Here is a 24,396-nt window from a genome sequence, read left to right as displayed (position 1 = left end):
TAACCGCGTCGTGGTCAAACCCCCAAGAACATTTTTTTTGCCTTACTCTGAAAGAAGTTTCTTCAGGGTTTCGTTGACGAGGGCAGGGTTCCCCTTGCCCTTCATGGCCTTCATGGTCTGACCAACAAAGAAGCCGAAAAGCTTGTCCTTACCGATTTTATATTCCGCAACCTTGTCGCTGTTGGCAGCAAGAATTTCGCGGATGGCGCCTTCGATAGCGCCCGTGTCAGTGACCTGACGCAGACCCTTTTTCTCGACGATGGCTGAAGCAGATTCGCCTGTCTCGACCATGTCTTCCAGGACTTCCTTTGCGATCTTGCCATTGATCGTGGAATTGGAAATCAGACCCAGAAGTTCACGCAGACCTTCAGCACTGACAGGGCTGTCCTCAATGGAACGGCCGGTGCGGTTCAGGGCTGCAAAGAAATCACCCAGCATCCAGTTCGCGGCGAGACGGGCATCTGCACCGCGCGCGACCGTCTCATAGAAATCAGCGATCGCCTGCTCGACGCACAGAACGGACGACTCATAACGGCTGACGCCGTATTCCTGCTCCAGGCGCGCGCGCTTGGCTTCCGGGAGTTCCGGAAGAGCGGCCTTGAGTTCATCAACCCAAGACTGCTCAATCACCAGCGGCAGAAGGTCGGGATCCGGGAAATATCGGTAATCATGCGCATCTTCCTTGCTGCGCAGAGACCGCGTTTCGCTCCGGACATGGTCGAACAGGCGTGTTTCCTGATCGACGGTTCCACCAGCTTCCCAGACCTCGATCTGACGCTGTGCTTCAACCTCGATCGACATCATCACGAAGCGGATCGAGTTAACGTTCTTGATCTCGCAGCGGGTGCGATATTCCGTCTCGCCCGGCTTGCGAACGGACACGTTGACGTCGGCACGCATGGAGCCTTCTTCCATATTGCCGTCACAGGTGCCGATATAGCGCAGGATCTGGCGCAGCTTGCGCAGATAGGCGCCAGCTTCTTCAGGCGAGCGGATATCGGGTTCGCTGACGATTTCCATCAGAGCCACGCCCGCACGGTTCAGGTCGATGAACGAGCGCGTCGGGTCCTGATCATGGATCGACTTACCTGCATCCTGTTCCAGATGCAGACGGGTAACACCGATTTCGCGCGTACTGCCATCGACCAGATCTACGAGAACCTTGCCCTTGCCGATAATCGGATGAGCGAACTGGCTGATCTGATACCCGGTGGGCAGATCAGCGTAGAAGTAGTTCTTGCGATCAAAGCGGCTGAACAGGTTGATCTCGGCTTCAAGCCCCAGACCCGTGCGGACGGCCTGCGCGACACATTCCTGGTTCAGAACCGGTAGCATGCCCGGAAATCCCGCATCGACGAGACTGACATGCGTATTCGGCTCGCCGCCATATTCCGCAGACGCGCCGGAAAAGAGCTTGGCTTCACTGACGACCTGGGCATGAACTTCAAGGCCGACAACGATTTCCCATTCGCCGGTGCTGCCGGTGATACGATAGCTCATGCCGACACTCCTGCATGAATGGTGGGTCTGTGATGGAACGCCGCAGCCTGTTCGATGGCATGGCCTGCTGCAATCAGCGTCTCTTCATCGAAGAACTTGCCAATAAGCTGCAACCCGAGCGGCACGCCGCGTGCGTCCAGACCCGCCGGAACGGACAGGGCAGGGACGCCCGCCATGCTCGCCGGAACCGTGAAGACGTCATTGAGATACATCTGCACCGGATCTGTCGGCTTCTCATCCTGTGCAAAGGCACCGGAAGGCGCCGTCGGAGTCAGGAGCACATCGACGTTCTCAAAGGCTTTCAAGAAGTCCTGCTGGATCAGCGTCCTGACCTTCTGAGCACGCAGGTAATAGGCATCGTAATAGCCCGAGGACAGCACATGCGTGCCGATCAGGATACGACGCTTGACCTCTTCGCCAAAACCAGCCGCGCGACTGGCCTCATACAGGCCATCCAGCGACGGCGCACTCACGCGCTCACCAAACCGGACGCCGTCATAACGGGCCAGATTGGAAGACGCTTCTGCCAGCGCCGCAATGTAATACGTCGGAAGGCCATACTTCGTGTGGGGCAGAGAAACCTCAACGACCTCCGCCCCAGCATCACGCAGCCAGTTCATGCCCTGCTGCCAGAGCGCTTCGATTTCCGCAGGCATGCCCTCGACGTGATATTCCTTGGGAATACCGACGCGCAGACCTTTAACGCCACGCTTGAGGGAAGCTTCGTAGTTCGGGACCGGAGTATCGACGCTTGTGGAATCACGCGGATCGAAACCCGCCATCGATTCGAGCAGAATGGCGCAATCCTGAAGGTTGCGTGCCATCGGGCCAGCCTGATCGAGCGAGCTTGCGAAAGCGATAGTGCCGAAGCGCGAGCAGCGACCATAGGTCGGCTTGATTCCGGCAATGCCCGTAAAGGCCGCCGGCTGACGGATGGAACCGCCCGTATCCGTGCCCGTGGCGCCCAGCACCAGCCCAGCCGCCACAGCCGCGGCGGACCCACCCGAAGACCCACCCGTTACGAGCTTGGCGTCAGAATCCTTACGTTTCCAGGGATTCACTGCCGGACCGAAAGCCGAGTTCAGGTTGGCCGAGCCCATGGCGAATTCGTCAAGGTTCAGCTTGCCCAAAAAGACCGCGCCATCCTTGAGAAGATTGGCCGTGACCGCGCTTTCATAGGGCGGAACAAAGTTGCCAAGGATTTTGCTGGCTGCCGTGGTGCGGACGCCATTCGTGCAGAACAGATCCTTAATGCCCAGCGGAATACCGCAAAGGCTCCCGCCTTCACCTTTGGCCAGAGCTTCGTCCGCAACCTTTGCGCCTTCGCGAGCCTGATCAGGCGTGCGGGTGATGAAGCTGTTGAGCTGACCGTCCAAACGCTCAATGGCGTCAATATGGGCGTTCGTCAGTTCGACAGCGGAAATCTTGCGGGATTTCAGTGCGTCCCGGGCCGAAGCCAGCGTAAAATCGTGAATACCGGACATTATTCGACCACCTTCGGGACCGTGAAGAACGGACCTTCCCGTTCGGGAGCATTGGCGAGAACCTTGTCACGGCAGTTGCCGTCCGTGACACGATCTTCTCGCAGGCGGGGCGTTGCAAGGCCTGTGCCGATCATGGGGGAGACGTCCGTGACGTCCACTTCCTTGAGCTGTTCCACCCAGTCGATGATGGAGCCCATGTCCTGGCCGAGGGTTTCAACCTCTTCGGGTTTGAGACCGATCCTCGCCAGTCTGGCGATGCGCGTAACCGTTTTCGCGTCGAGCGACATGAATATTCCTGAACAAGAGGAAATTTTATGGTGGCTTTTCAGCCTTCAGGGGGATCATAACGCCGTGCTATGCCCCTGTTCAATCCACATGATCTCCGTAATCTTCTTCAGTCCGGTCAGCGCATCCTCGGTCTCGACCCCGGATCGAAGACCATCGGCGTTGCGCTGACGGATGTTTCGCTCATGCTGGCGTCCCCTTTCATCGGTCTAAAACGCCGGAAACTGGGAGAAAACGCGCAGGAACTGGCCAAGATCGTACGGACGCAGGACGTCGGTGCACTTGTGGTCGGGCTCCCCCTTTCGCTGGATGGATCTTTTGGCCCGGCAGCGCGTGCGGCCTCAGACTGGACGCAGGCTTTGTCGGAAAAAATCAGGATTCCCGCAGGAGTGTGGGACGAGCGCCTGTCTTCCAGTGCCGTCAACCGTTTCCTGATCCAGGACGCCGACATGACACGCGGACGCAGAGCCGAGGTCGTCGATAAAATGGCCGCCGCCTATATGCTCCAAGGCTGGCTTGATGCGTCACGGCCTGAAATGCCGGAAATTTTCTGATCCCGACGGTTCAGGCACCCCTGTTTCCGATCAAGGTCGAGCGGGACGACGTGTTGGCCAGAATACGGAACCACGTCCGGGCCGCCATAGCGCCCACCAGCAGGAAGAACAGGAACTTCATGATTTTTCTCCAGTCATGAAGCATAAAACGAACCGCTTTGGTCCGGGTTTTTCGGCAGAAAATTTCAAAGTGTAAGGTGGACTGTCACATGAAATCTCACGTGCTGATCGTAACGCTTTTTCTGGGGCTGTCGGCCTGCGTCCACCATTCGGATGACGGGGGAGCTTCTGTCACCCGCTATCATGCGTCGCCACACGGAGCCTATGCCGGAGCAGGCGCCGGCTGGTCCGGATACTGATCAGCGCTGACGCCACGCCAGTCGGACCGGCATGGAGCGATAGGATGCAAGGTCCCGCCCACCACGCATGGGCAAAGCACTCCCTGCCTGTCCGACCGCATGATGTATAATGCGGGGTGGGGGAGCATACGACACCATATGAACGGAAGGCATGGCCTCCATGCGAGGTGTCGGACGCTCCGAAAACCCGGACGGTCTGTTCAAAGCGAAATAAGGAGCAGGTCTGGCAGCTGGGAGCATGGCCTGAAGGCCTGACGCTGTCATGACGACCTGCGGCAGGAAGTCTGGCGGACGGTAGCTGTCGGGCTGACCGTTCCAGATGGCCAGCACATGCCGCGCATAGTCGGCGCCAAGGGCAGGGGTAAGGGAGTGGTAGGCAGCTGTTGCAGCGGGCCAGCCCTGAAGCTGGTTATGCAATCCGGACAAGAAATGTGCGCCGTACCGGGCATTGCTGAACGGATCAAAAGCGTCTTCGAGCGAGAAAAAAGCGTCCGGGTGATGGTGTAGGTTGATCTGCATGCAGCCCACATCGATCGAGACGATGCCATGCGCCTGAAAATCCCGCACTGCCGCGATGGCTTCGTCTTTGCTTTCGTAAAAATAGCCTTTTCCGGCCGCATTCACGGTCCAGGGCCAGGCGACGGTCGCAGTCCCATTCGGGTCTCGCCGTCCACTCTCTACCCGACTGATGGCGTCCAAAAGACGAGTCGGAATACCAGCCTGCTGTTCCGCAGCCTGCACGGCCGTTTTGCAGACAGAAGGCGCATCATAGGCATACGCAATCGGTACGCTGGAGAGCGTTACGGCGGCGGCAAGGAGAGGAACTTTCCCGATCATTTTTCTGTATATGATCGGGAAAGGTAAAAATACGGTTATGCCTGCAACTTTACCGAACGAGCGGTTTGCAGACCTTGGCCAGCCACTGTGCAACCTCCGCTTCGACATGCGGTGCAACCCGCGCCTGAACCTCGGCATGATAGGCATTCAACCAGTTCAGCTCGGCATCATTTAAAAGCGCCACATCAATCAGCCTGTGATCGATCGGCGTGTAGCTGAGGATCTCGAACTCCAGGAATGTGCCCTTACTGCCTTTGAAGGAGGAAGGACGCACCAGCATCAGGTTCTCGATCCGGATGCCGTACTGCCCGGGCTCATAATAGCCCGGTTCGTTGGAAACGATCATACCCGCTTCAAGTGCGACAGGACGGGGCGCCGGGGAAATATTCTGCGGCCCTTCATGAACGGACAGATAGCTTCCGATGCCATGTCCTGTCCCATGGTCGTAATCCATACCGACCTGCCACAAAGCCGCACGCGCCAGCACGTCCAGCCGGTGTCCGGTCGTGCCGGGCGGGAATCGGATGCGGGAGAGGGCAATATTGCCCTTCAGAACACGCGTGAACGCCTCGCGGACATTAGCCGGCGGTTCCTGATCCCCCACCCAGAGCGTGCGGGTGATGTCAGTCGTGCCGAACGGATACTGGCCGCCACTGTCGATCAGATAGACGCTTCCGGCTTCCAGCACGCGGTCATGGCCGACCTGCGCCCGGTAATGAGGAAATGCGCCGTTCGGACCAACGGCGGAAATCGCATCAAAGCTCTGCTCCCGATAGTCACTGGAGCGGGCACGCAAACCATCCAGCTGGGTGACGAGATCCGTCTCGTGCTGGCCAACTCCCGAGACCGTCAGGGAATACAGGAAGCGGGCCATCGCCACGCCATCATGGGCATGCGCCTGTCGCGCGCCCTCCTGTTCGGTCCTGTTCTTGATCGCCTTGGGAAGCATGCAGGGATCCGTACCGTCCACGACCGTCACACCCGCGGCACGAAGCGTGGTGTCGAACCACACGGCCGTCGAAACAGGATCTACGCGCACCGTTCTGCCCTTGAGGGCCGCGAGGCGATTCGCCAGATCCGCAGGGGCATGAACCGTCACGCCACTCCCACAGACATTCGTCACACCGTCCGCTAGCCGATCTGCCGAGACGAACCATTCAGTCGTTCCGTCGGCATGCAGGATCGCATAGCCATGCGCGACGGGAGTGAGGGGCACGTCACTACCCCGGATGTTCAGCAACCATGCCAGCGACGTGCAGTCCGCGATGACTGCCGCATCCTGCCCGGCCTTGCGCAGAGCATTACCTAGACGCTGGCGCTTCTCCGCACTGCTTTCGCCGGAAAACTCCAATACCTGAGGCAGCACCGGACCGGCTGGAGCGGCCGGACGATCGGTCCAGGCCTGATCGATGGGATTGTGGAACAGCGGAACAAGCTCGACGCCCGGCGTCTGCCAAGAAGCCAGCATGGACTGGCTGACCAGACGCGGATCATAGCCGATCCTGAGTCCCTTCGCTTGCTCTGCCAGCCAGTCGGACAGCGGTTCCAGAGAAACATGGCGACGCTCCCACAGATCATGTGGAACCTGCTCTTCCATCTGCACCGTGTAGCGCCCGTCGGAAAATACTGCGGCGACGTCCGGCAGGATCGCCGCCAGACCGGCACTTCCGGTAAAGCCCGTCAGCCAGGCCAGACGTTCCGCACAGGGTGCGACATATTCGCCGAGATATTCGTCACCGCGCGGAATGATGAAACCGTCCACACGCAGCGCCTTGCAGGCTGCGCGGACGAGGGCAGGGCGCTCATTGAGCGGGAGGGAGGACAGGGTCATGAAAAGTCCTTTTCCACAGAAGAAATATCGTCGAGGCAGAGCGTCATGAACAGCAGATCCAGCCAGCGCTCGCGCTTGCGACCGACTTGCGGGAGCGTGCCACAGTTCCGGAAACCGAACTCATGGTGCATTGCGACGGAAGCAGCATTGTCAGCCGTAATCCCGGCGACCATGACATGAAAGCCCGCGCCTTTCGCGTGGTCGATCAGGGCTGTCAGAAGCTGACGGCCAATGCCCCGACGCTGATGATCAGGCGAAACATACACCGAGTGCTCAACCGTACGGGCATAGCCTTCAAAGCTCCTGAAAGCCCCGTAGGAGCCATATCCGGCAACAGCACCAGCCGGATCGAGCGCGACAAGCACGGGGTAGCCTTGCGCCAGCCTGTCTTCGAACCACTGACGCCGCTGATCCAGCGTAAAGGGCGTGGTAATCCAGAGCGCATCGGTGTTTTCGATGGCGTCATTGGTGATACGCAGGATGGCCGGAAGATCGTCAGCGCTGGCCTTGCGAATCAGGGGCAGCATTTCCGGCGTCCCCATCAGCCGCGACGGCGCAGGATCAGTGTTGCCCAGTCGCCCTCACGCAGGATTCGCTCCAGCACAAGGCCCTGACGCTGGTGTGCAGCCAGCACCATCCGCGCCTGACTGTACAGCAGACCCGCGAGAATGGCCGTTCCGTTCGGCGCCAGATTGATCGCCAGAGACTGCGCCATCCGGCAAAGCGGGCGGGCGAGAATATTGGCAAAAACCAGATCATACGGCGCCTTGGCCCGCACGGCTTCGGTCTGCCAGCCATTCCCAAAACGGCAATCCAGCAGATTGCCCTGACCATTCAGCCGCGCATTGAGCTTTGCCGTCCGCACGGACCAGGGCTCGATATCAACGGCCAGAACAGGACGATGCAGCAGCTTCGCCGCGGCCATCGCCAGAATGCCGGACCCACAGCCCATATCCAGAATACGCTGCGGCTTGCGATACGCGACCATTTCCAGCGCTCGCAGACATCCCCGCGTCGAACCATGCTCGCCCGACCCGAACGCGATTCCGGCGTCCAGCGTGATCGTCAGGCGGGACTGATCCGGCGCGCCATGCAGATGGGTGCCACGAATGGCAAAACGCTTGCCAACATTCTGCTGCGGAAAGGATTCGTAGGTCCGGGCCAGCCAGCCTTCAGATTCGGTCGGGGTGCGCTCGAGCTCGGCGTCACAACCGGTCAGCATCCGTGCAACCGCCAGAGCATTTTCGAGCTCGTCTTCCTTGAAACCCGTGTCCTTCACGCCTTCTACACGCCAGTATTTCTGCGCGTCATCGGCCTCGAAGATGCCGACCGTTTCGCAGGCGCACATCAGCGCCTGCTCGAACAGGGGAACGAAGGGCTCTTCAACCGTGATGGACAGGGTTTCGAGCGCACTGGCATGGCGACGGCCAATGCTGCGGGGTGCCATCACGATCTGATCTCCACAAAGTTTGACATGACGCGCTTGACGCCAGCGTTTTCAAAATTGATGTGCAACTGCGGCCCATCAGCACCGATGACGGTGCCTTCGCCGAATTTATGATGAAAGACCGTCGCCCCGATCGCGACAGTCGGCTCCGGTTTCACGTCATGAATTTTCGGGCGTGGAGCGCGGAACCCTGACGGGCGCGTGCTGGTCAAGGGGCCGGACGCGAACATGGACGGTGCCGCAGCAGCCTGACGCCGCGTTTCGAACGCCTGACCATTCAGTTGCACATGCTCGGACGGGATTTCTTCAATAAAACGGCTCGGCATCGAGGACTGCCAGTTCGCATAGATCCGCCGACTGGCCGCATGCAGCACGATCGCCCGACGGCGCGCCCGCGTCAGCCCCACATAGGCCAGCCGCCGCTCTTCCTCCAGCGCCCGGTTTCCACCCTCGTCAAGCGAGCGCTGGGAGGGGAACACGCCTTCTTCCCAGCCCGGAAGGAATACGGTGTCGAACTCCAGTCCCTTGGCGCCGTGCAGCGTCATGAGGCTGACCTTGTCGTCGGACGTCTCGCTCTCGGTATCCATGACGAGCGCGACATGCTCCAGAAAACCCTGAAGCGTTCCGAATTCGCCAATCGCGCGCAGAAGCTCACGAATGTTATCCAGACGCCCCGGCGCCTCGACGGAGCGGTCATCGCGCCACATCTGAAGATAGCCGCTGTCTTCAAGAAGCTGCTCAGCCGCAACGACATGGCCTTCGGTTTCAAGCGTTGTCTTCGCGTGATGGAACGCCCCCATCAGCACGTCCAGCGCTTCCTTCGACTTACCCTTGAGCAGTCCTTCCTGAAGCTGCCAGCTCACAGCCGCCGTCAGCGGGCCGGGGAGGGCGCGCGCCTGTGCGTGCAGCTTCTGCACCGCCACGGAACCCACGCCACGCTTTGGCACATTGATGATCCGCTCGAACGCCAGATCATCCGCAGGCTGCGACAGCACCCGCAGATAAGCCAGACAGTCCCGGATTTCGGAACGCTCGTAAAAACGCAGGCCGCCCACGACGCGGTAGGGGATACCAATCAGCATCAGGCGCTCTTCAAACGGCCGCGTCTGAAATCCGGCCCGCATCAGGATGGCGATTTCCGACAGCGGATGCCCGTCCCCGCGCAGGCGCTCAATGGCGCCGCTCACGATCCGCGCTTCCTCATCCGAATCGCGAACGCCGATGATCTGGACCTTCTCACCGTCCGCGTCTTCACGCCCCGGCCGCAGCGTCTTGCCGAGCCTTCCCTCGTTATGGGCGATCAGCCCGGCAGCCGCCGCGAGAATCTGCGCTGTCGACCGGTAATTGCGCTCCAGACGCACCACCTCCGCGCCGGGAAAATCCTTCTCGAATCGGAGAATGTTTTCAACTTCAGCCCCACGCCAGGAGTAGATGGACTGATCGTCATCCCCCACGCAGGCGATGTTGGACGGTCCATGCTCGCGTTTGGCCAGCAGACGCAGCCACAAATACTGAACGGTATTCGTGTCCTGATATTCGTCCACAAGGATGTAGCGGAAACTCCGGTGATACTGCGCCAGCACATTGGGCTGGTTGCGCAGGATCTCCGTCACATGCAGCATCAGATCACCGAAATCGCAGGTGTTCAGTGCAATCAGGCGCGCCTGATACGCCCGATAAATCGCTAGCGCATGACCATTCGCAAAATCGGAATCTTCCGCGGGCGTCACCCGGTCCGGCGTCAGGCCGCGATCCTTCCAGCGCTGGATGATACCCATGAGCTGGTTCGGCGGCCAGCGTTTGGTGTCGATCTTCCACGGGTCCATGACCTGCTTGAGCAGCCGGATCTGATCATCCGTATCAAGGATGTTAAAGCTGCTCGTCAGGCCGACATATTCCGCATGACGCCGCAGCATCCGCGCGCAGATCGCGTGAAATGTTCCGAGCCACAGACCTTCGGCGGGTTCCCCCAGAATCGCGCTGACACGTTCGCGCATTTCGCGCGCGGCCTTGTTCGTGAAGGTCACGGCCAGAATCTGGCTTGGATAGGCGCGCCCGGTGAGGAGGATATGCGCAAACCGCGTCGTCAGGACGCGCGTCTTGCCTGTTCCGGCGCCGGCCAGAATGAGGAGCGGGCCCTCGGTTATCTCGATGGCGCGTCTCTGCTCCGGATTGAGGCGGGAGAGATACTCGGGCGTCGAGGCGGGCGGGGGGAAAGAGAGGTCTTGCGGCACCCTCCCGATATAGAGTGAGATACCGTCATGGCCAACACCTATCCCCGGATCGATCTGACACGCGGCACAGGCCCTCAGGGACACCGGGCCAGAATGCGCGCGCGCGTGCTGAACAATGGCGCCAGCACTCTGGCGGACTATGAAATTCTGGAAATGCTTCTTTTTGCAGGCGTGCCGCGCAAGGATACGAAGCCGCTCGCCAAAGGACTGATCGGCCATTTCGGCAGTCTGGTGAAGGTGTTTCGTGCGCCTACGCAGGCATTACGGTCTGCAGGACTAAAAGACGACGCCATCCGCGTGCTTCGGCTTCCGGGCGTTGCCGCGGAACGGCTGGCATCTTCAGAGCAGCGTGAACGTCCGACGCTCAGCAACTGGGACCAGCTTGTGACGTATCTCGATCAGGCGCTTGAGGGAGGCATCTCCGGGCAGTTCCGCCTGCTGTATCTCGACAACCGTAACCGGCTTCTGGCTGATGAAGTCGCGCCTGACGCCGAAACAGTGACCGCAGGCAACCGCGCCATTGCCATTCGGGCACTTGCCCTGCATGCTACGGCGCTGATCGGTTTCTATGTACGCCCGGCACAAAGCCCTGCAGAACTCTCCCAGGCGGCCCGGCAACTGGATTTTGCAATGCGCCCCCTGTCCATCACGCTCCACGATGTGCTGGTGACAGGAGAGGGGCCACCATCCAGCCTGCGTCAGGGAGGCCTTCTGTAAGATGCAGGATACGGATACCGGAACGACTGGATTTTCGGATGGCATGACGGGCCTGTCCTCGGCCGATCTGCGACAGATCGCGACGCTGACCGAGGCGCCTCCCGGCGCGATGGAACCGCTGCTTGCCCTTCTGACAGGCCGGGGGCGCCATCTTGATGACGAAACTCTTCTGCATCTCATGACGGTCCTGTTTACCGGCCGTGAGGCGGGCAGCGTCGCGCTTTCGCATAGTCTGCATGCCCGTTTCGGATCACTGGCTGCCGTCCTCTCCGCCACGGACCGGGAGCTTGAGAGTATCACCAATATGGGCGCGCATATGGTGCCCATGATCCGCGTTCTTCAAGAGGCAGCGCTCCGCTACAACCGGGCGCGCCTGCCTCCCGAGGATGTTCTCGATAACGAACAGAAACTTCTCGATTACCTGACCGCCCGACTGGCACGGGAAAACATCGAGCAGTTCCGCATCCTGTTTCTCAATGAAAAGAACAGCCTGATTGCGGACGAAGCCCAGGCCCGGGGCACGGTCAATCACACGCCCGTCTATCCCCGGGAAGTCGCCAGACGTGCCGTGGAAATCGGTGCGAGCGCGCTGGTTCTGGTTCACAACCATCCCAGTGGGGATCCCACGCCGTCAGAAGCCGATCTTCAGATGACCATGCAGGTTCAGGCGGCCCTCGACGTGGTCGGGGTCACGATCGCAGACCATTTCATCATCGGCAACGGCCGCCACACCAGCTTTCGCCGTAGCAACCTGCTCTGAGGCTTCAGCCGCGGGGCGGAAGAAGCCCTTCGAGGGCCAGTTCGCCGGGAAGGGCGCCACGCGGGACAATGGTGTTTACATGCCCCATCTTCCGGCCTTCACGCGCTTCCGACTTGCCATAAAGATGGAGCGACGCCCCGTCTGTCGCGAGAATGGCCGGGACGCGGGCCATGTCTTCTGGACCGATCAGATTGTGCATGACCGCATCGGAATGCCGCCGTGCCGGAGGCAGCGGCAGACCTGCAACAGCCCGCACATGCATCTCGAACTGATCTACCAGACACGCATCCATGGTCCAGTGACCGGAATTATGCGGGCGAGGGGCAATTTCGTTCACCATGAGGCTGCCATCAGCCACATGGAACATCTCAACGCCCATGATCCCGACCAGATCCAGCGCTTCGGCAATCCGGGCTGCCATATCCTGAGCCTGCCGGGCAATATCGGGCATGACGTGTGCAGGTGCGAGCGTTACGTCCAGAATGCCGTTCCGGTGACGGTTTTCAACCGTATCGAAACACCGCACGGCACCATCCAGACCCCGCACAACCATCACGCTGAGCTCACGCTCGAAATCGACCATCTTCTCCGCAACAAGCGGGTAGGGCAGATCTTCCAGAGCGGCGAGGGCCTCGGCATCCGGCACGCGGAACTGGCCCTTGCCATCATAGCCAAAGCGCGTCGTCTTGAGAATCAGCGGGAAGCCCAGCGCCTCAAGCGCAGGCAGATCTTCGGGACCATTGACCGCATGCCAGGGAGCAAGGCTGACGCCGATTTCAGACAGGCGCGTCTTTTCCGCAATCCGGTCCTGACTGATACGCAGGATTTCGCCCGCGGGGCGCACAGGCCGGTGCTTCTCAAGCAGCGCCAGACCTTCAGCGCTGATATTTTCGAATTCAAACGTCACCACATCACAGCGTGAGGCGAAATCCTCCAGAACCGCCGGATCGTCATAGGCACCGATGGTAACGGATGCCGCGACTTCCGTGGCCGGGCTCGGAAATTCCGGGCTCAGAACATGCACGTGATAGCCAAGCTTCGATGCAGCTACGGCAGACATGCGGCCAAGCTGGCCGCCGCCGATGATCCCGATCGTACAGCCGGGAGCAAAAACATCCTGAGTGTTCATTCGACCGGAACATCCGCAACGGCAGCCGTCTGCGTTGCGCGCCAAGCGTCCAGACGCGCCATCACCTGCCCATCGGAAACGGAAAGGATCGATGCCGCCAGAAGACCCGCGTTGATCGCACCGGCCTTGCCGATCGCCAGCGTTCCCACAGGGACGCCACCCGGCATCTGTACGATGGAAAGAAGGCTGTCCTGACCGTTCAGCGCCCGACTCTGAACGGGAACACCCAAAACGGGAATGCTCGTCCAGGCCGAGCACATGCCCGGAAGATGGGCTGCTCCACCAGCGCCTGCAATAATGACATGCAGGCCGCGTCGGCGCGCCGTCTTGGCATATTCTACCAGACGGTCCGGCGTACGGTGTGCCGAGACGATCCGCTTCTCATGGGCAATGCCCAGATCGTCGAGAATTTCGCAGGCATGACGCATGGTGTCCCAGTCAGACTGGCTTCCCATGATCACGCCGACACGGATCGGCGCATCGCCCTGAAGGGTTTCGTCGGCGGAGAGGATCTGGCTCATTCAGGCAATATTATCCGGGATGAGACGGGTCTCGATCCACGAAATCTCATCTTTAAGCTGAAGCTTGCGCTTTTTGAGACGCTGAAGCTGAAGCTGGTTGAGGGGATGATGGACGAGACGCTCGATGACGGTATCCAGATCGCGATGCTCGCTGCGCAGTTCGTGCAGACGTTTCAGCATGGCATTGTCGTCAGTCATCATGGCATCCGGTCCCGGAGAACAGTCAGGCATCGTGGAAAGACTGATTCTTTCCACTATTACCATGCAGTATCATGCCTGAAGGGCACCGGACCAGTACCCGTCAGGCATTCATCCGGATCAGGCGTGACTGTCGCTGTCCGGCACATAGGCTTCAACGACCGGAAGGGCATGGCCTTCACGGGCCAGACGGTCATTGGCAGACGTAACGGCTGCATGCAGGTCGGTCTGGGTGCACAGCCCGAGGATCACGGGATCACGCGGCTTGATATTGGCGCTGTTCCAATGCTGGCGATCACGGACCTTGGTGATGGTGTCCTTGGTCGTGCCGAGCAGCTTGACGATCTGGGCTTCGGACAGTTGCGGAAACTGACGCAGGACGAAGGCAATGGCATCGGGGCGGTCATTGCGCTTGGCAACAGGCGTATAGCGCGCGCCCTTGGCACGACGCTTCACGGGGCTGGCCGTCGGCATGATCTTCAGGCGTGCGTTGGTGTCTTTTTCGCAGCGCTTGATTTCGGCGTCGGCAAGCTGATGGTTCTTGACCGGATCGTAGCCGTTGATTCCGGCCGCGACTTCACCATCAGCAATCGCCTGGACTTCAAGCGGGTGCATGCCACAGAATTCTGCGATCTGGGTGAAGGTGAGACCGGTTTTTTCGATCAGCCAGACGGCCGTCGCCTTGGGCATCAAAGGCAGGGTCATGTCGATGCGTTCCTTGCTGGGACACGGATGGAGCCAGCTTCCGCAGGCACCGATCAGGCGTATCCGGCGAGGAACTGATCCCGCCCGGGATATGATCGCGGCACCTGCTGGATGCTCTGCGATAATGGAGATGGGTATGGGCCACCAAAGCCGCGATGGTCAAGCACCAAAAAGGAACGGGCCTGCTTTTAAAGCACACCCGTTCCTGAGCTTACGCCGCGTATACGGCTCCAGATGGGGCTGCGTGCCCTGTTCCATTGCGAACCGGAATATGACGTGGCCGGGAGGCCTCTGGCACGACCTGACGGACCACGATGGACAACAGGCCATTCACTAGATCCGCCTGGTCAATTTCCGTATGGTCGGCCAACATGAAACGACGCTCGAACGCCCGCGTGGCGATGCCGCGATGCAGCCAGTCCCGGTCACGAGTGTTTTCAGGAACGCTGCCGCGCACGACAAGCGTGTTGTTTTCTTGAACAACGTCCACATCTTCAGGCTTGAAGCCCGCAAGAGCCATTGTCAGTACGTAGTCCGTCTCACCGGTTTTTTCGATATTGTAGGGAGGGTAGCTTGGGATTGCCTGAGCATTGGCAACATTGCCAGCTATCGTGGCAAGTCGGTCAAAACCGATCGCGCTGCGGAACAGCGGTGTAAAATCGTAGGTCACTGAAACCTCCTTCTGGCAGGAATCATCTGGCGCATTCCCCGATATGGCGAAATGCTATGGTCAAATCAGCCACGACCCGAACGGCATCGTGGCTGATTCTCCAGATAGGTTCCGACCCGACCGCCTTCAAGAGGAGACGGCAGGAGGGGCGCCGAATTACTTCGTGCGCGTACCGATACCTGCAAAGCGCTTGTTGAACTTTGCGACCTGGCCCCCGGTATCCATCATGCGCTGGACGCCTGTCCAGGCCGGATGGGACTTCGGATCAACGTCGAGACGCAGCGTCGCGCCCGGCTGACCGTAGCAGGAGTGAGTCTTGTATTCAGTCCCGTCGGTCATGATGACGGTGATCTCGTGGTAGTCAGGATGGATGCCGGATTTCATGAATTTCTACTCCATAAAGAAAGCTCCGATGCCGACCGGAGCGAATCATCAGGCGCATATAACGGAAAGCGCTTCTGGATGAAAGTGGCCTTTACTGGATCATATGAGTCCGTTTATCCCTTGAAATGAATGCGGGCTCGGATGTCAGGCCTGCGACCGTGATTTCACGGATACCAAGAAAGGTTTGATATGAGCGAGACCAAACACACCCTGCATACCCCAGGCTGGGTCAATGATTTCCAGAAATTCATCATGCGCGGCAATGTGCTCGACCTCGCTGTCGGTGTTGTCATTGGTGCAGCGTTCAGCGCGATCGTCGGCAGTGCGGTCAAGGATATCCTGACGCCGTTCATCGGCCTGCTTACCGGTGGCGTTGATTTCTCGAACCTGTTCATCACCCTTAAGGGTCCTGTGAAGGATACGCTCGCCGACGCCCAGAAGGCTGGTGCAGTGACCGTGAACATCGGCGTCTTTCTCAATGCCGTGATCCAGTTCCTGATTGTCGCATTCTTCATCTTCTGGCTGACGCGTATCCTGAGCAAGCTGAGCCGCAAGCAGGAAGCTGCTCCTGCAGCTCCGCCGGCACCGACCAAGGAAGAAGTTCTCCTCACGGAGATCCGCGACCTGCTGGCGCAGAAAAACGTCTGATGAGCGACAGGAAAGCCTCTCTGCCCACAACCGTGTGGCGCTCTGCGACAGCACTGCTCGTGGCGGGAGGTTTTCTGGCGGGATGCGTGGCACGCCCTACGATGACAGGGCTGCCACCCTCTCCAAACTCCCGGCTCTACGCATATCTGATCGCCCATGGCATGGCTCGTGGCGCGCTCATGACTGGCCAGATTGGTCCTGAGGGGCTTACGCGGCTGGTCACACTGGACAGGGCAGCGCAGCAGGCCACGGTAAATGCTTTGAAGCTGCAAAGTTCTTCGGCCAATCGTCAGGCCGATCAGGCGCTTTCCAGCCTTCTCGCGGATCTTCCCCAGAAAACACCACCGTCTCCTCCAGATCCTTCGGAGCAGACACAAAAAAACCGGCTCCCCTGAGGGACGCCGGTTTTTTTGTGTCCGGGGGCAGGCCGGATCAGCCTGCATCCGTCTCCTTGCGCAACCGCTTCTCGCCCATGAGAAGCAGAAGTGGTGCTGCAATGAAGATGGACGAGGACGTTCCCACGACAATCCCGAACAGCATGACCGTCGCAAATCCGGTCAGCGTGCTGCCGCCGAACAGGGCCAGTGGCAGAGCCGCCAGAAAGACCGTCATGGACGTCCCGAGCGTCCGGTTCAGGGTTTCGTTGATGGACAGGTCCAGCAGTTCGCGCAGTGGCATCGTGCGATACTTGCGAAGGTTCTCGCGGATCCGGTCATAAACGACCACCTTGTCGTTCGTGGAATAGCCCAGGATCGTGAGAAGGGCCGCGACCATCACCAGATCAAATTCAAAGCGCGTGATGGCCAGAAAACCGATCGTCTTGGTCAGATCGAGGATGAGCGTCACAACCGCGCTGATGGCGAATTCGCGCTCGAAGCGAACCCAGATATAGATCAGGATCATCGCAAGGCTGAAGCCCAGCGCCAGCAGGCCGTCACGGAACAGTTCGGACGACACCGAAGCACCTACGGCATCGGCGCGAAGAACCTGCGTGCCGGGTTCAGCCGTCGAGATGGCGCTCTTGACGCCATCGACCAGCTTCTGGGTCTGCGCCTCACGATCCGCACCCTCCGGCGCGTTGATCGAAATGCGGACATCACGCGGCGAACCGAACGCCTGCACGGCGTCCGGATGAATCCCGGCATGATCCAGTGCCGCGCGCAGCTTACCGAAATCGGCAGGGCCGGGGGTCTGGGCTTCCACGATGATGCCACCGCGGAAATCCAGCCCGAGCTTCAGACCGGGCTGGAAGAACAGAATGACGGAAGCAATGGAGAGGACCGCCGAAACGATCAGCCCCATATGACGGCCGCGCATGAAATTGATGCGCCGATCGTCACGGACAAAACGGAAAAGGGGACGTGACAGCATGACGATCAGACCGGAAGTTCTTTAGGACGGGCGAGGGCGTACCACCGCACGACCAGAAGGCGTGACAGCAGGAGGGTCGTGAAGAGTGTCGTGACGATACCGATGGTGATCGTCAGGGCGAAGTTGCGGACCGGCCCGGTTCCGAACACGAACAGCATGACATGCGCCAGAAACGCCGTGGCGTTGCTGTCGATGATGGTGCCGGTCGCACGGTCAAAGCCCGCCTGCAAGGCCTGAAGCGGGGCACGGCCGCGCTTCACTTCCTCGCGGATCCGCTCGTTGATCAGGATGTTGGCATCAACAGCCATGCCCAGGGTCAGCAGCATACCCGCCATACCTGGCAGGGTCAGTGTTGCCTGGAACAGCGAAAGGATCGCCACCATCAGGATCAGGTTCGCGAACAGGGCGACGTCCGCATACAGACCGAACCGCCCGTAGAACAGCACCATGAACACGATGACCAGAAGCAGTCCGGTCAGCAGGCTGATAACACCCGCATGAATGGACGCAGCGCCGAGGCTCGGGCCAATCGTCCGCTGTTCCATGACGGACAGCGGAGCAGGAAGTGCGCCGGCACGGAGCAGAAGCGCAAGATCGGAGGCGCTCCGGGCATCAAACCCACCCGTGATCTGGCCGTTTCCAGCCGTGATCGGACTGATGATGTTCGGCGCCTCGATGACCTTGTTATCCAGCACGATCGCAAAACGCTTGCCGACATTGGCGCGCGTCACGTTCGCAAACGCGGTCGCACCAGCGCTGTTGAGCTGGAACGTCACGGCCCAGCCACCGCTCTGCTGATCGATCACCGCACCGGCATTCGTCAGGTCTGTTCCGTCAACATCGACGTGATCCTGAACTGCCACCTGCGTATGAACGCTTTCGTCCTCCAGCATCGTGGAGCCGGGGCTCGCAACGCTCGGGTTCGGCGCCAGCAGGCGGAACGTCAGACGCGCCGTCGTACCCAGCAGGCTCTTGATCCGCTCCGGATCGCTGACACCGGGAAGCTCGACGACAATCCGGTCATCGCCTTCACGCGCAATGCTCGGATCGATCGCGCCCGTTGCATCAATACGGCGACGGACGATCTCGATCGACTGTGCCACGGCTTCACGCGCACGGGCCAGCATCGCTTCGTGCTGAAGCGTCAGGACAATGCGTCCATCCTTTTCAGACGTCGCGAATTCGTTCGGCACCACAGGAGGCAGCGACTGCATGGCCTTGAGAGCCGCATCGCGCTCGGCATCCGAACGCGGCGCAAAGCTCAGGCTCGCGGTCACATCGTCGCGGACGAAATCCCGATAGCCCAGAGAATGATCCAGAAGGGTCTGGCGTGCCTGATCCTGCAGGGACTGCAGGCGGTCATGCTCAAGGGACTTCAGGTCAAGCTGAAGGAGAAGGTAGGACCCACCCCGCAGATCGAGCCCCAGATGAATCTGCCGCCAGGGCATGGACGGTGCAGGGGAACGCAGGAAATTGGGCAGACACAGGAGCACGCCAATCAGGCAGATGCCTGCGACGCCCAGCAGTCTGAGCCGGCTGTAATACATCATATCAGGTCGAGACGTCCTCGGCGGATTTGGACAGATCGTTTTTCAGATCATTTTCAGGCCGGGACCATGCCGTTTCCGCCATGCCGATGCAACCTTTTGCCTCTTTGGGGCCTCACTGCCTTTCCGGGAAACGCGCTGGCTGATAAGCGTGTCTGCATGAACAGAACGCAACAGCTTCGGATCGGTATCGTCGGAGCCGGCCATTTCGGACGGTTCCATGCCCTCAAGTCCGCCGCAAATCCGATAGAACAGCTTGTTGCGCTTTACGACCCCGATCCAGCCCGCGCAGCGGTCGTGGCGGGTGAAGTTCGTTGCGGAATTGCCACAAGTTACGAAAATCTGCTGAATCAGGTCGATGCAGTCATCATCGCAGCCCCGGCGGAATATCACTTTGCCCTGACGAGCCAAGCCCTTAGGGCCGGACGGCATGTTCTGGTCGAAAAGCCGATTGCCGCAACACTGGACGAGGCGCACGCCCTCGCTGAACTGGCCACAGAGACCGGAAAAGTCCTTCAGGTCGGTCATCTACTGCGCTATTCCGCCGAGCACAGAGCCATTACCGAGCGGATCAAAGCACCGCTCTATATCGAGGCAACCCGCATTGCCCCATACAAACCGCGCGGGACAGACGTCTCGGTCATTCTGGACCTGATGATCCATGATCTCGACCTCGTGCTGGCAATCGTGGACAGCCCGATTGCAGAAATCGACGCGTTGGGAGCTGCCGTTTCAAGCGCACATGAAGATATTGCCAATGCCCGTGTCCGGTTTGAAAACGGATGTGTAGCGGCCATCACGGCAAGCCGGATTTCACTGAAAACAGAACGTCGTATGCGGCTTTTCTCACAGGACGGATATCTCTCAGCCGACTTTATGGAGCGCAAGCTGAGTTTCATCGGACGTGAACGGGGCATGCCGCTTCCGGGTACAGGCGGCTTCAGGCGTGAGGCCATAAGCTGGAAAGATCACGACAATCTGGCTGTCGAGCATGAAGCGTTTGCCGCATCATGCCTTCATGGAGCCCCGGTGCTGGTCGACGCCCAGGCGGGGATCAGGGCTCTGGACGCTGCCATCAGGGTGACGGACAGCATTCACCGCTCCCGGAAGATCATGGAGCTTTCCGGCCTGATCCCCACATCAGAAAGAAACTAAGAATTTTCTCTTAGTTTATTGATTTTCAAGAATTTCTTTCTTCATTTCCAGCTCAAGCCACTCTTCTTCCGAGCGAGCCAGATCCTGCTCCGCATCTTCCAGAAGCTGCGTGGTTTTTTCGAACTTTGCAGCGTCCCGACTGTACAGCGCGGGGTCTGCAAGGACATCGCGGTAGCTTTGGATTTTCTTTTCCAGATCAGCCATTTTCTTTGGCAACAGATCCAAAGCCCGCTTGTCATTATAACTGAGCTTTTTCGCCTTCTTATCTGTTTTTAAAGCAGATTTAGGCGCGGTGCTTTCAGTTTCCGAAGACGCACTCTCACGACCTGCAGGAACATCTCCGCGCTGGATCAGCATGTCGGAATATCCTCCGGCATATTCGATCCAGTCTCCGCCGCCATCAGACACCAGAACGGAACTTGCAACCCGATCAAGGAAGTCACGGTCATGGCTCACGAGCAGGACCGTACCCGCATAATCGGCCAGCATGTCCTGCAGAAGATCGAGCGTTTCCAGATCAAGGTCATTGGTCGGCTCATCCAGCACCATAAGGCTGGATGGCTTGGCCAGGGCACAGGCTAGCGCCAGCCGTCCGCGCTCACCACCCGAAAGTTTCCCCACTGGCGTGCGTGCCTGTTCCGGGCGAAACAGGAAGTCCTTCATGTAGCCGATGACGTGACGTTTCTCGTCACCCACCTGCACCATGTCTCCGGTGCCACCCGCCAAGGTTTGGGCAAGGGTTTTGGTAGGATCGAGGCTCTCGCGCTGCTGGTCCAGCGTGACCATGGCCACGGAAGGGCCCATTTTGATAGTGCCAGACTGAGGCTCCATCTTGCCAGTCAGCAGGCGCAGAAGCGTTGTTTTACCCGCGCCATTCGCACCCACCAAGCCCAGCCGGTCGCCACGCAGGATCCGCAGATCGAGGTCCCGGACGATGGCGCGGTCATCATAGGCCCAGTTCACGCCCTCAGCGGCAACCGTGATCTTGCCTGCGCTTTCAGCATCCGTTGCTGCCATGCGAAGGGTGCCTTTGCCCTTGGAGGCAAGATCCCGGCGTTGCGCCCGAAGTGCGGCCAGTTCGCCGACGCGACGGACATTGCGCTTGCGACGTGCCGTGACACCGTAAATCATCCAGTCTTCTTCGCGTGCAATCTGGCGGTCCAGCTTGTGCGCATCGCGCTCCTGCTGTTCCAGAACTTCGTCCCGCCAGGTTTCGTAACGGGAAAATCCCTGATCCAGCCGACGGGTCACGCCATTTTCCAGCCAGACAACGCTGCGAGACAGCGTCTCAAGCAGGCGTCGGTCATGGCTGATGACGATCATCGCGCAGCGACAGGCGGAGAGTTCCTTCTCCAGCCAGGTGATGGACGGCAGATCCAGATGGTTGGTCGGCTCATCCAGCAGCAGCAGATCGGGTTCGGCCGCAAGAGCGCGGGCGAGGGCGCAACGACGGACTTCGCCGCCAGAAAGATTCTGGCAGCTTTCCTCACCCGTCATGCCGAGTTCGGCCAGCATGGACCGCGCACGATAGGTCTCGGTCTCGTCCAGGCCCTCGGCCGCGTAGTCGAATGTGGTGGCGTAGCTGGAAAGATCCGGCTCCTGCGCCAGATAATGAACCTTGGTTCCGGGCTGAACGAAGCGCTTGCCGGAATCCGCCACGATATCGCCGGAAGCGATTTTCAACAGCGTGGATTTTCCGGAGCCGTTACGCCCAACGAGACAGATCCGCTCCCCGGGCAAAACGCCCAGTTCCGCGCCATCCAGCAGAGGGCGTCCGCCAAGAGTGTAAGTAATGTTCTGCAGGGAGAGAATGGGTGCCGACATGGCTCCCTATGTGTCGCAGCGGGACGCCCGCCGCAAGCCACCCCCGTACCGAATTATACCGTCAGACCAAGGTGACGCCGCCTGTGACCGCCTGATAGGTCGCAACGGCAAGCGTCATGGGCTCGAACGGTTTCGTGATGACGAAAGATGGTTCCTGCGTTTCGCCTGTCAGCAGACGCTCCGGATAGGCCGTGACGAAAATGACCGGCGCTTCGTGCGTGCGCAAAATACGCCCCACGGCCTGCATGCCATCGCCGCCGCCGCCAAGATTGATATCTGCGAGGATAAGACCAGGTTTCGTCTTTGCCGCCAAAGCCACGGCGTCGGCCTCGGTATGAGCGACCCCTGCAATCTTATGGCCACAGCGTTCGACAAGATCCTGGATATCCATCGCAATGATTGGCTCATCTTCGATAATCAGAACACTGGTCTGGGCGATACTCTGAAGCCCTTCGCGCGCCTTATTCAGTTCCGCTGCAGCTTCTTCGTCTGTAATGCCCAGCGCCTGAGCACTGGACGCCAGGGACTGCTCCTCCAGAGAAGTCAGCAGCAGCAGCGCACGCTGACGCAACGGCATACCAACTTTCGCATCGGCGCCATGCCGTTCCAGAAAGACTTCCACAAGCAGCCCGTAAAGAGCCTGTCGCGAAGACAGATCGGTCTTGCGCGGCGTCTCCATCAAAGCCTTCAGAGCCACGGCCACAAGCTGATCGCCCGCTTTCTGGTCCCCGACCAAAGCGCGGGCGAAGCGGCGGGCGTAGGGAAGCGCCTTGACGAGTTCCTGACGTGCCGGATCAGTCATGAGTCCATGGCCTCCTGAAAAGATATCTGCCAACGCATCCCGGACGGAACGCATCTCGTTATGAAGGTTGAATAGTCATGACACGATGCCCAATCTCCGTATAGTCTTTGTGGCCGCCCCGGTCGTCTGCAATGTCGCATGAAGGATCTTCTTCTGAGCACACCAGCGCCCGTAGGTCAGCAATCAGGCCCATCCTCCCAAAAAGGCAGCTTTCACCGCGGCCTGCTCCAGACTCTTCCGGATCTGCGAGGTTTTGCGCGTTTCCTGACTCGGGATACTGCCGCAGCGGATGATCTGGTGCAGGACACGATTGTCCGGGCGCTCGCCTCGCAGGAGCAATTCCAGCAGGGAACAGTCCTGAAAGCCTGGCTGTTCACAATCCAGAGAAACGCCTTCTACGAGCAGACACGCCGCCGGAGCCGCGAGCAGGAAATCATGCTCGATATTGAACTCGACATGCAGCCTTCCACGGCAACGCCGTCACGTCAGAACGCCCGCGATGCGGTACAGGATCTGGGCGAACTGCTATGGAAACTACCGGACCTGTTAAGAGAGGCGCTCATTCTCGTGGGCGCTCAGGAACTTTCCTACGAAGACGCAGCCCGCGTCTGTGATGTTCCAGCTGGCACAATGAGAGCCCGTGTTTCCCGGGCCAGAGCCCAGCTCGCAGAGCTGGCAGCAGAAAATGCTGATGCTTCGGAGACAAATCCCGAAAAAAACATCACCTGATTCTGGCAGTTTTCCTAGGGTTTTAGCGTCCTGATTTCTTTTTCGGATTTTTTTTGCAGTCCGATGCAACAAAATCGTCAGGCCGTTCATTGATCAGATGAAAACAGAGCGAAATCAGGAGTCAGTTCCATGACGTTCCACGATCAGGTCATTGCCATTCTTCCGAAGCTGCGTGTTCAGGCTCTCTCACTGACCCGCAACCGCGCTGCTGCCGAAGACCTTGTACAGGACGCCGTGTGCAACGCTCTGGCTGCCCAGAACAGCTTTATTCCCGGCACAAATTTCTCAGCCTGGATGCATCGTATTCTGCGCAACCGTTTCATCTCCGATCTTCGCAAGCGTCGTGAGACGACCGACATTGATGATGTGCCCGCATCGTCCTTTGCCAGCCCGGCAACCCATGAAGACAGCCTTGCCCTGAAGGACCTGTCGATGGCGCTGTCTCGTCTTCCCGCGGATCAGCGCGAAGCCCTCATCATGGTCGTAATCCAGGGCATGAGCTATGAGGCGCTGGCTGAAGCGACCGATTGCGCTGTTGGAACAGCCAAGAGCCGCGTCTTCCGCGCACGCCGTCAGCTGGAAGCCTGGATGAGCGGTGATCTGCCAGCCAATGACAAGTTGCGCATCAAGGTCAAGGCCCTTCGCGACGCTATGGATGCGCGTCGTCGTGCCGGCCAACCCTCTGACGATCTCATGCTTTCCTGA

Annotated in this window: 27 protein-coding genes; 9 read left to right on the top strand and 18 right to left on the bottom strand. The window is 59.5% G+C overall.

Going from position 1 to position 24,396, the window contains the following annotated elements; all coding sequences use genetic code 11:
• Nucleotides 1-42: 42 nt before the first annotated feature.
• From gatB to gatC, 3 genes are read right to left on the bottom strand one after another with little or no spacing between them, the layout of a single operon-like run.
• Complete coding sequence (gene gatB / locus JK202_RS03115; protein ID WP_211558013.1) at nt 43-1,500, bottom strand: Asp-tRNA(Asn)/Glu-tRNA(Gln) amidotransferase subunit GatB; 1,458 nt, start codon at nt 1,498-1,500, stop codon at nt 43-45.
• A complete protein-coding gene (gene gatA, locus JK202_RS03110) occupies nt 1,497-2,984 on the bottom strand; it encodes an Asp-tRNA(Asn)/Glu-tRNA(Gln) amidotransferase subunit GatA (RefSeq protein WP_211558011.1) in 1,488 nt (495 codons plus the stop codon). The genes gatB and gatA overlap by 4 nt, the downstream gene beginning before the upstream one ends.
• Nucleotides 2,984-3,271 carry an Asp-tRNA(Asn)/Glu-tRNA(Gln) amidotransferase subunit GatC gene (gatC, locus tag JK202_RS03105; protein ID WP_211558009.1) on the bottom strand — a complete coding sequence of 96 codons (288 nt, stop codon included), beginning with the start codon at nt 3,269-3,271 and terminating at the stop codon, nt 2,984-2,986. The genes gatA and gatC overlap by 1 nt, the downstream gene beginning before the upstream one ends.
• Nucleotides 3,272-3,340: 69 nt before the next feature.
• Between gatC and ruvX the strand changes: the two genes are divergently transcribed.
• Together ruvX and JK202_RS03095 are read left to right on the top strand one after the other, a co-directional pair.
• On the top strand, nt 3,341-3,823 hold the full coding sequence (gene ruvX / locus JK202_RS03100) for a Holliday junction resolvase RuvX (RefSeq protein ID WP_211558007.1): 483 nt from the start codon (nt 3,341-3,343) through the stop codon (nt 3,821-3,823).
• 209 nt (nt 3,824-4,032) lie between these two features.
• Nucleotides 4,033-4,182: a hypothetical protein gene (locus JK202_RS03095; RefSeq protein WP_211558005.1), complete on the top strand. Its 150-nt coding sequence runs from the start codon at nt 4,033-4,035 to the stop codon at nt 4,180-4,182.
• Here the strand turns inward: JK202_RS03095 and JK202_RS03090 are convergent, their stop codons facing one another.
• From JK202_RS03090 to JK202_RS03070, 5 genes are read right to left on the bottom strand one after another with little or no spacing between them, the layout of a single operon-like run.
• The gene (locus JK202_RS03090; protein ID WP_211558003.1) at nt 4,183-5,019 is read right to left on the bottom strand and encodes a transglycosylase SLT domain-containing protein; all 837 of its coding nucleotides are present in this window, start codon (nt 5,017-5,019) and stop codon (nt 4,183-4,185) included.
• Between the two features lie 49 nt (nt 5,020-5,068).
• Nucleotides 5,069-6,850, bottom strand: coding sequence for an aminopeptidase P family protein (locus JK202_RS03085; RefSeq protein ID WP_211558001.1), 1,782 nt, complete (start codon nt 6,848-6,850; stop codon nt 5,069-5,071).
• Nucleotides 6,847-7,377, bottom strand: a complete 531-nt coding sequence (locus JK202_RS03080) for a GNAT family N-acetyltransferase (protein WP_211557999.1) — start codon at nt 7,375-7,377, stop codon at nt 6,847-6,849. Before JK202_RS03080 ends, JK202_RS03085 begins: the two co-directional genes overlap by 4 nt.
• A 14-nt stretch (nt 7,378-7,391) precedes the next feature.
• Complete coding sequence (locus tag JK202_RS03075) at nt 7,392-8,297, bottom strand: 50S ribosomal protein L11 methyltransferase (protein WP_211558702.1); 906 nt, start codon at nt 8,295-8,297, stop codon at nt 7,392-7,394.
• Entirely contained in the window at nt 8,297-10,531 is a 2,235-nt protein-coding gene (locus tag JK202_RS03070) for a UvrD-helicase domain-containing protein (protein ID WP_211557991.1), read from the bottom strand. Before JK202_RS03070 ends, JK202_RS03075 begins: the two co-directional genes overlap by 1 nt.
• A gap of 27 nt (nt 10,532-10,558) precedes the next feature.
• Here JK202_RS03070 and JK202_RS03065 point away from each other — a divergent pair, with 27 nt between their 5' ends.
• Nucleotides 10,559-11,248 (top strand): RadC family protein, encoded by a 690-nt coding sequence (locus tag JK202_RS03065; protein WP_211557983.1) that lies wholly within the window; start codon nt 10,559-10,561, stop codon nt 11,246-11,248.
• Between the two features lies 1 nt (nt 11,249).
• A complete protein-coding gene (radC, locus tag JK202_RS03060) occupies nt 11,250-12,008 on the top strand; it encodes a DNA repair protein RadC (protein WP_408872128.1) in 759 nt (252 codons plus the stop codon).
• Between the two features lie 4 nt (nt 12,009-12,012).
• Here radC and JK202_RS03055 read toward each other — a convergent pair whose 3' ends face one another.
• From JK202_RS03055 to rpmE, 6 genes are all read right to left on the bottom strand, one after another.
• A complete protein-coding gene (locus JK202_RS03055; RefSeq protein WP_211557981.1) occupies nt 12,013-13,137 on the bottom strand; it encodes a 5-(carboxyamino)imidazole ribonucleotide synthase in 1,125 nt (374 codons plus the stop codon).
• Nucleotides 13,134-13,658 carry a 5-(carboxyamino)imidazole ribonucleotide mutase gene (purE, locus tag JK202_RS03050; RefSeq protein WP_211557978.1) on the bottom strand — a complete coding sequence of 175 codons (525 nt, stop codon included), beginning with the start codon at nt 13,656-13,658 and terminating at the stop codon, nt 13,134-13,136. The genes JK202_RS03055 and purE overlap by 4 nt, the downstream gene beginning before the upstream one ends.
• Nucleotides 13,659-13,859, bottom strand: coding sequence for a YdcH family protein (locus tag JK202_RS03045; protein WP_011253895.1), 201 nt, complete (start codon nt 13,857-13,859; stop codon nt 13,659-13,661). It lies immediately after the preceding gene.
• Nucleotides 13,860-13,976: 117 nt separating this feature from the next.
• On the bottom strand, nt 13,977-14,561 hold the full coding sequence (locus JK202_RS03040; protein ID WP_211557976.1) for a DUF1013 domain-containing protein: 585 nt from the start codon (nt 14,559-14,561) through the stop codon (nt 13,977-13,979).
• A 211-nt stretch (nt 14,562-14,772) separates the two neighbouring features.
• Nucleotides 14,773-15,231, bottom strand: a complete 459-nt coding sequence (locus JK202_RS03035) for an Hsp20 family protein (RefSeq protein ID WP_211557974.1) — start codon at nt 15,229-15,231, stop codon at nt 14,773-14,775.
• Between the two features lie 156 nt (nt 15,232-15,387).
• The gene (gene rpmE / locus JK202_RS03030; protein ID WP_211557972.1) at nt 15,388-15,615 is read right to left on the bottom strand and encodes a 50S ribosomal protein L31; all 228 of its coding nucleotides are present in this window, start codon (nt 15,613-15,615) and stop codon (nt 15,388-15,390) included.
• A gap of 189 nt (nt 15,616-15,804) precedes the next feature.
• Here rpmE and mscL point away from each other — a divergent pair, with 189 nt between their 5' ends.
• Nucleotides 15,805-16,263 (top strand): large conductance mechanosensitive channel protein MscL, encoded by a 459-nt coding sequence (gene mscL, locus JK202_RS03025; RefSeq protein ID WP_211557964.1) that lies wholly within the window; start codon nt 15,805-15,807, stop codon nt 16,261-16,263.
• The gene (locus JK202_RS03020; protein ID WP_211557962.1) at nt 16,263-16,658 is read left to right on the top strand and encodes a hypothetical protein; all 396 of its coding nucleotides are present in this window, start codon (nt 16,263-16,265) and stop codon (nt 16,656-16,658) included. The genes mscL and JK202_RS03020 overlap by 1 nt, the downstream gene beginning before the upstream one ends.
• Nucleotides 16,659-16,695: 37 nt before the next feature.
• Here JK202_RS03020 and secF read toward each other — a convergent pair whose 3' ends face one another.
• Both secF and secD read right to left on the bottom strand, forming a co-directional pair.
• Nucleotides 16,696-17,634: a protein translocase subunit SecF gene (gene secF, locus JK202_RS03015; protein WP_211557960.1), complete on the bottom strand. Its 939-nt coding sequence runs from the start codon at nt 17,632-17,634 to the stop codon at nt 16,696-16,698.
• Between the two features lie 5 nt (nt 17,635-17,639).
• Entirely contained in the window at nt 17,640-19,181 is a 1,542-nt protein-coding gene (secD, locus tag JK202_RS03010; protein ID WP_211558698.1) for a protein translocase subunit SecD, read from the bottom strand.
• A 159-nt stretch (nt 19,182-19,340) separates the two neighbouring features.
• Here secD and JK202_RS03005 point away from each other — a divergent pair, with 159 nt between their 5' ends.
• Nucleotides 19,341-20,336 (top strand): Gfo/Idh/MocA family protein, encoded by a 996-nt coding sequence (locus JK202_RS03005; RefSeq protein ID WP_211557952.1) that lies wholly within the window; start codon nt 19,341-19,343, stop codon nt 20,334-20,336.
• A 15-nt stretch (nt 20,337-20,351) separates the two neighbouring features.
• On the opposite strand, the gene JK202_RS03000 is transcribed toward JK202_RS03005, so the two are convergent.
• Both JK202_RS03000 and JK202_RS02995 read right to left on the bottom strand, forming a co-directional pair.
• Nucleotides 20,352-22,160: an ABC-F family ATP-binding cassette domain-containing protein gene (locus tag JK202_RS03000; RefSeq protein WP_211557950.1), complete on the bottom strand. Its 1,809-nt coding sequence runs from the start codon at nt 22,158-22,160 to the stop codon at nt 20,352-20,354.
• A gap of 61 nt (nt 22,161-22,221) precedes the next feature.
• Nucleotides 22,222-22,962, bottom strand: a complete 741-nt coding sequence (locus JK202_RS02995) for a response regulator (protein ID WP_211557948.1) — start codon at nt 22,960-22,962, stop codon at nt 22,222-22,224.
• Between the two features lie 222 nt (nt 22,963-23,184).
• Between JK202_RS02995 and JK202_RS02990 the strand changes: the two genes are divergently transcribed.
• Entirely contained in the window at nt 23,185-23,691 is a 507-nt protein-coding gene (locus tag JK202_RS02990) for a sigma-70 family RNA polymerase sigma factor (protein WP_211558696.1), read from the top strand.
• 129 nt (nt 23,692-23,820) lie between these two features.
• On the top strand, nt 23,821-24,396 hold the full coding sequence (locus tag JK202_RS02985; RefSeq protein ID WP_211557946.1) for a sigma-70 family RNA polymerase sigma factor: 576 nt from the start codon (nt 23,821-23,823) through the stop codon (nt 24,394-24,396).

The organism is Gluconobacter sp. Dm-62 (assembly GCF_018256155.1).
In the GTDB taxonomy this organism is placed as follows: domain Bacteria; phylum Pseudomonadota; class Alphaproteobacteria; order Acetobacterales; family Acetobacteraceae; genus Gluconobacter.
The sequence above is the reverse complement of the archived record's forward strand: the minus strand, read 5'-3'. Positions and strand labels throughout refer to the sequence as shown.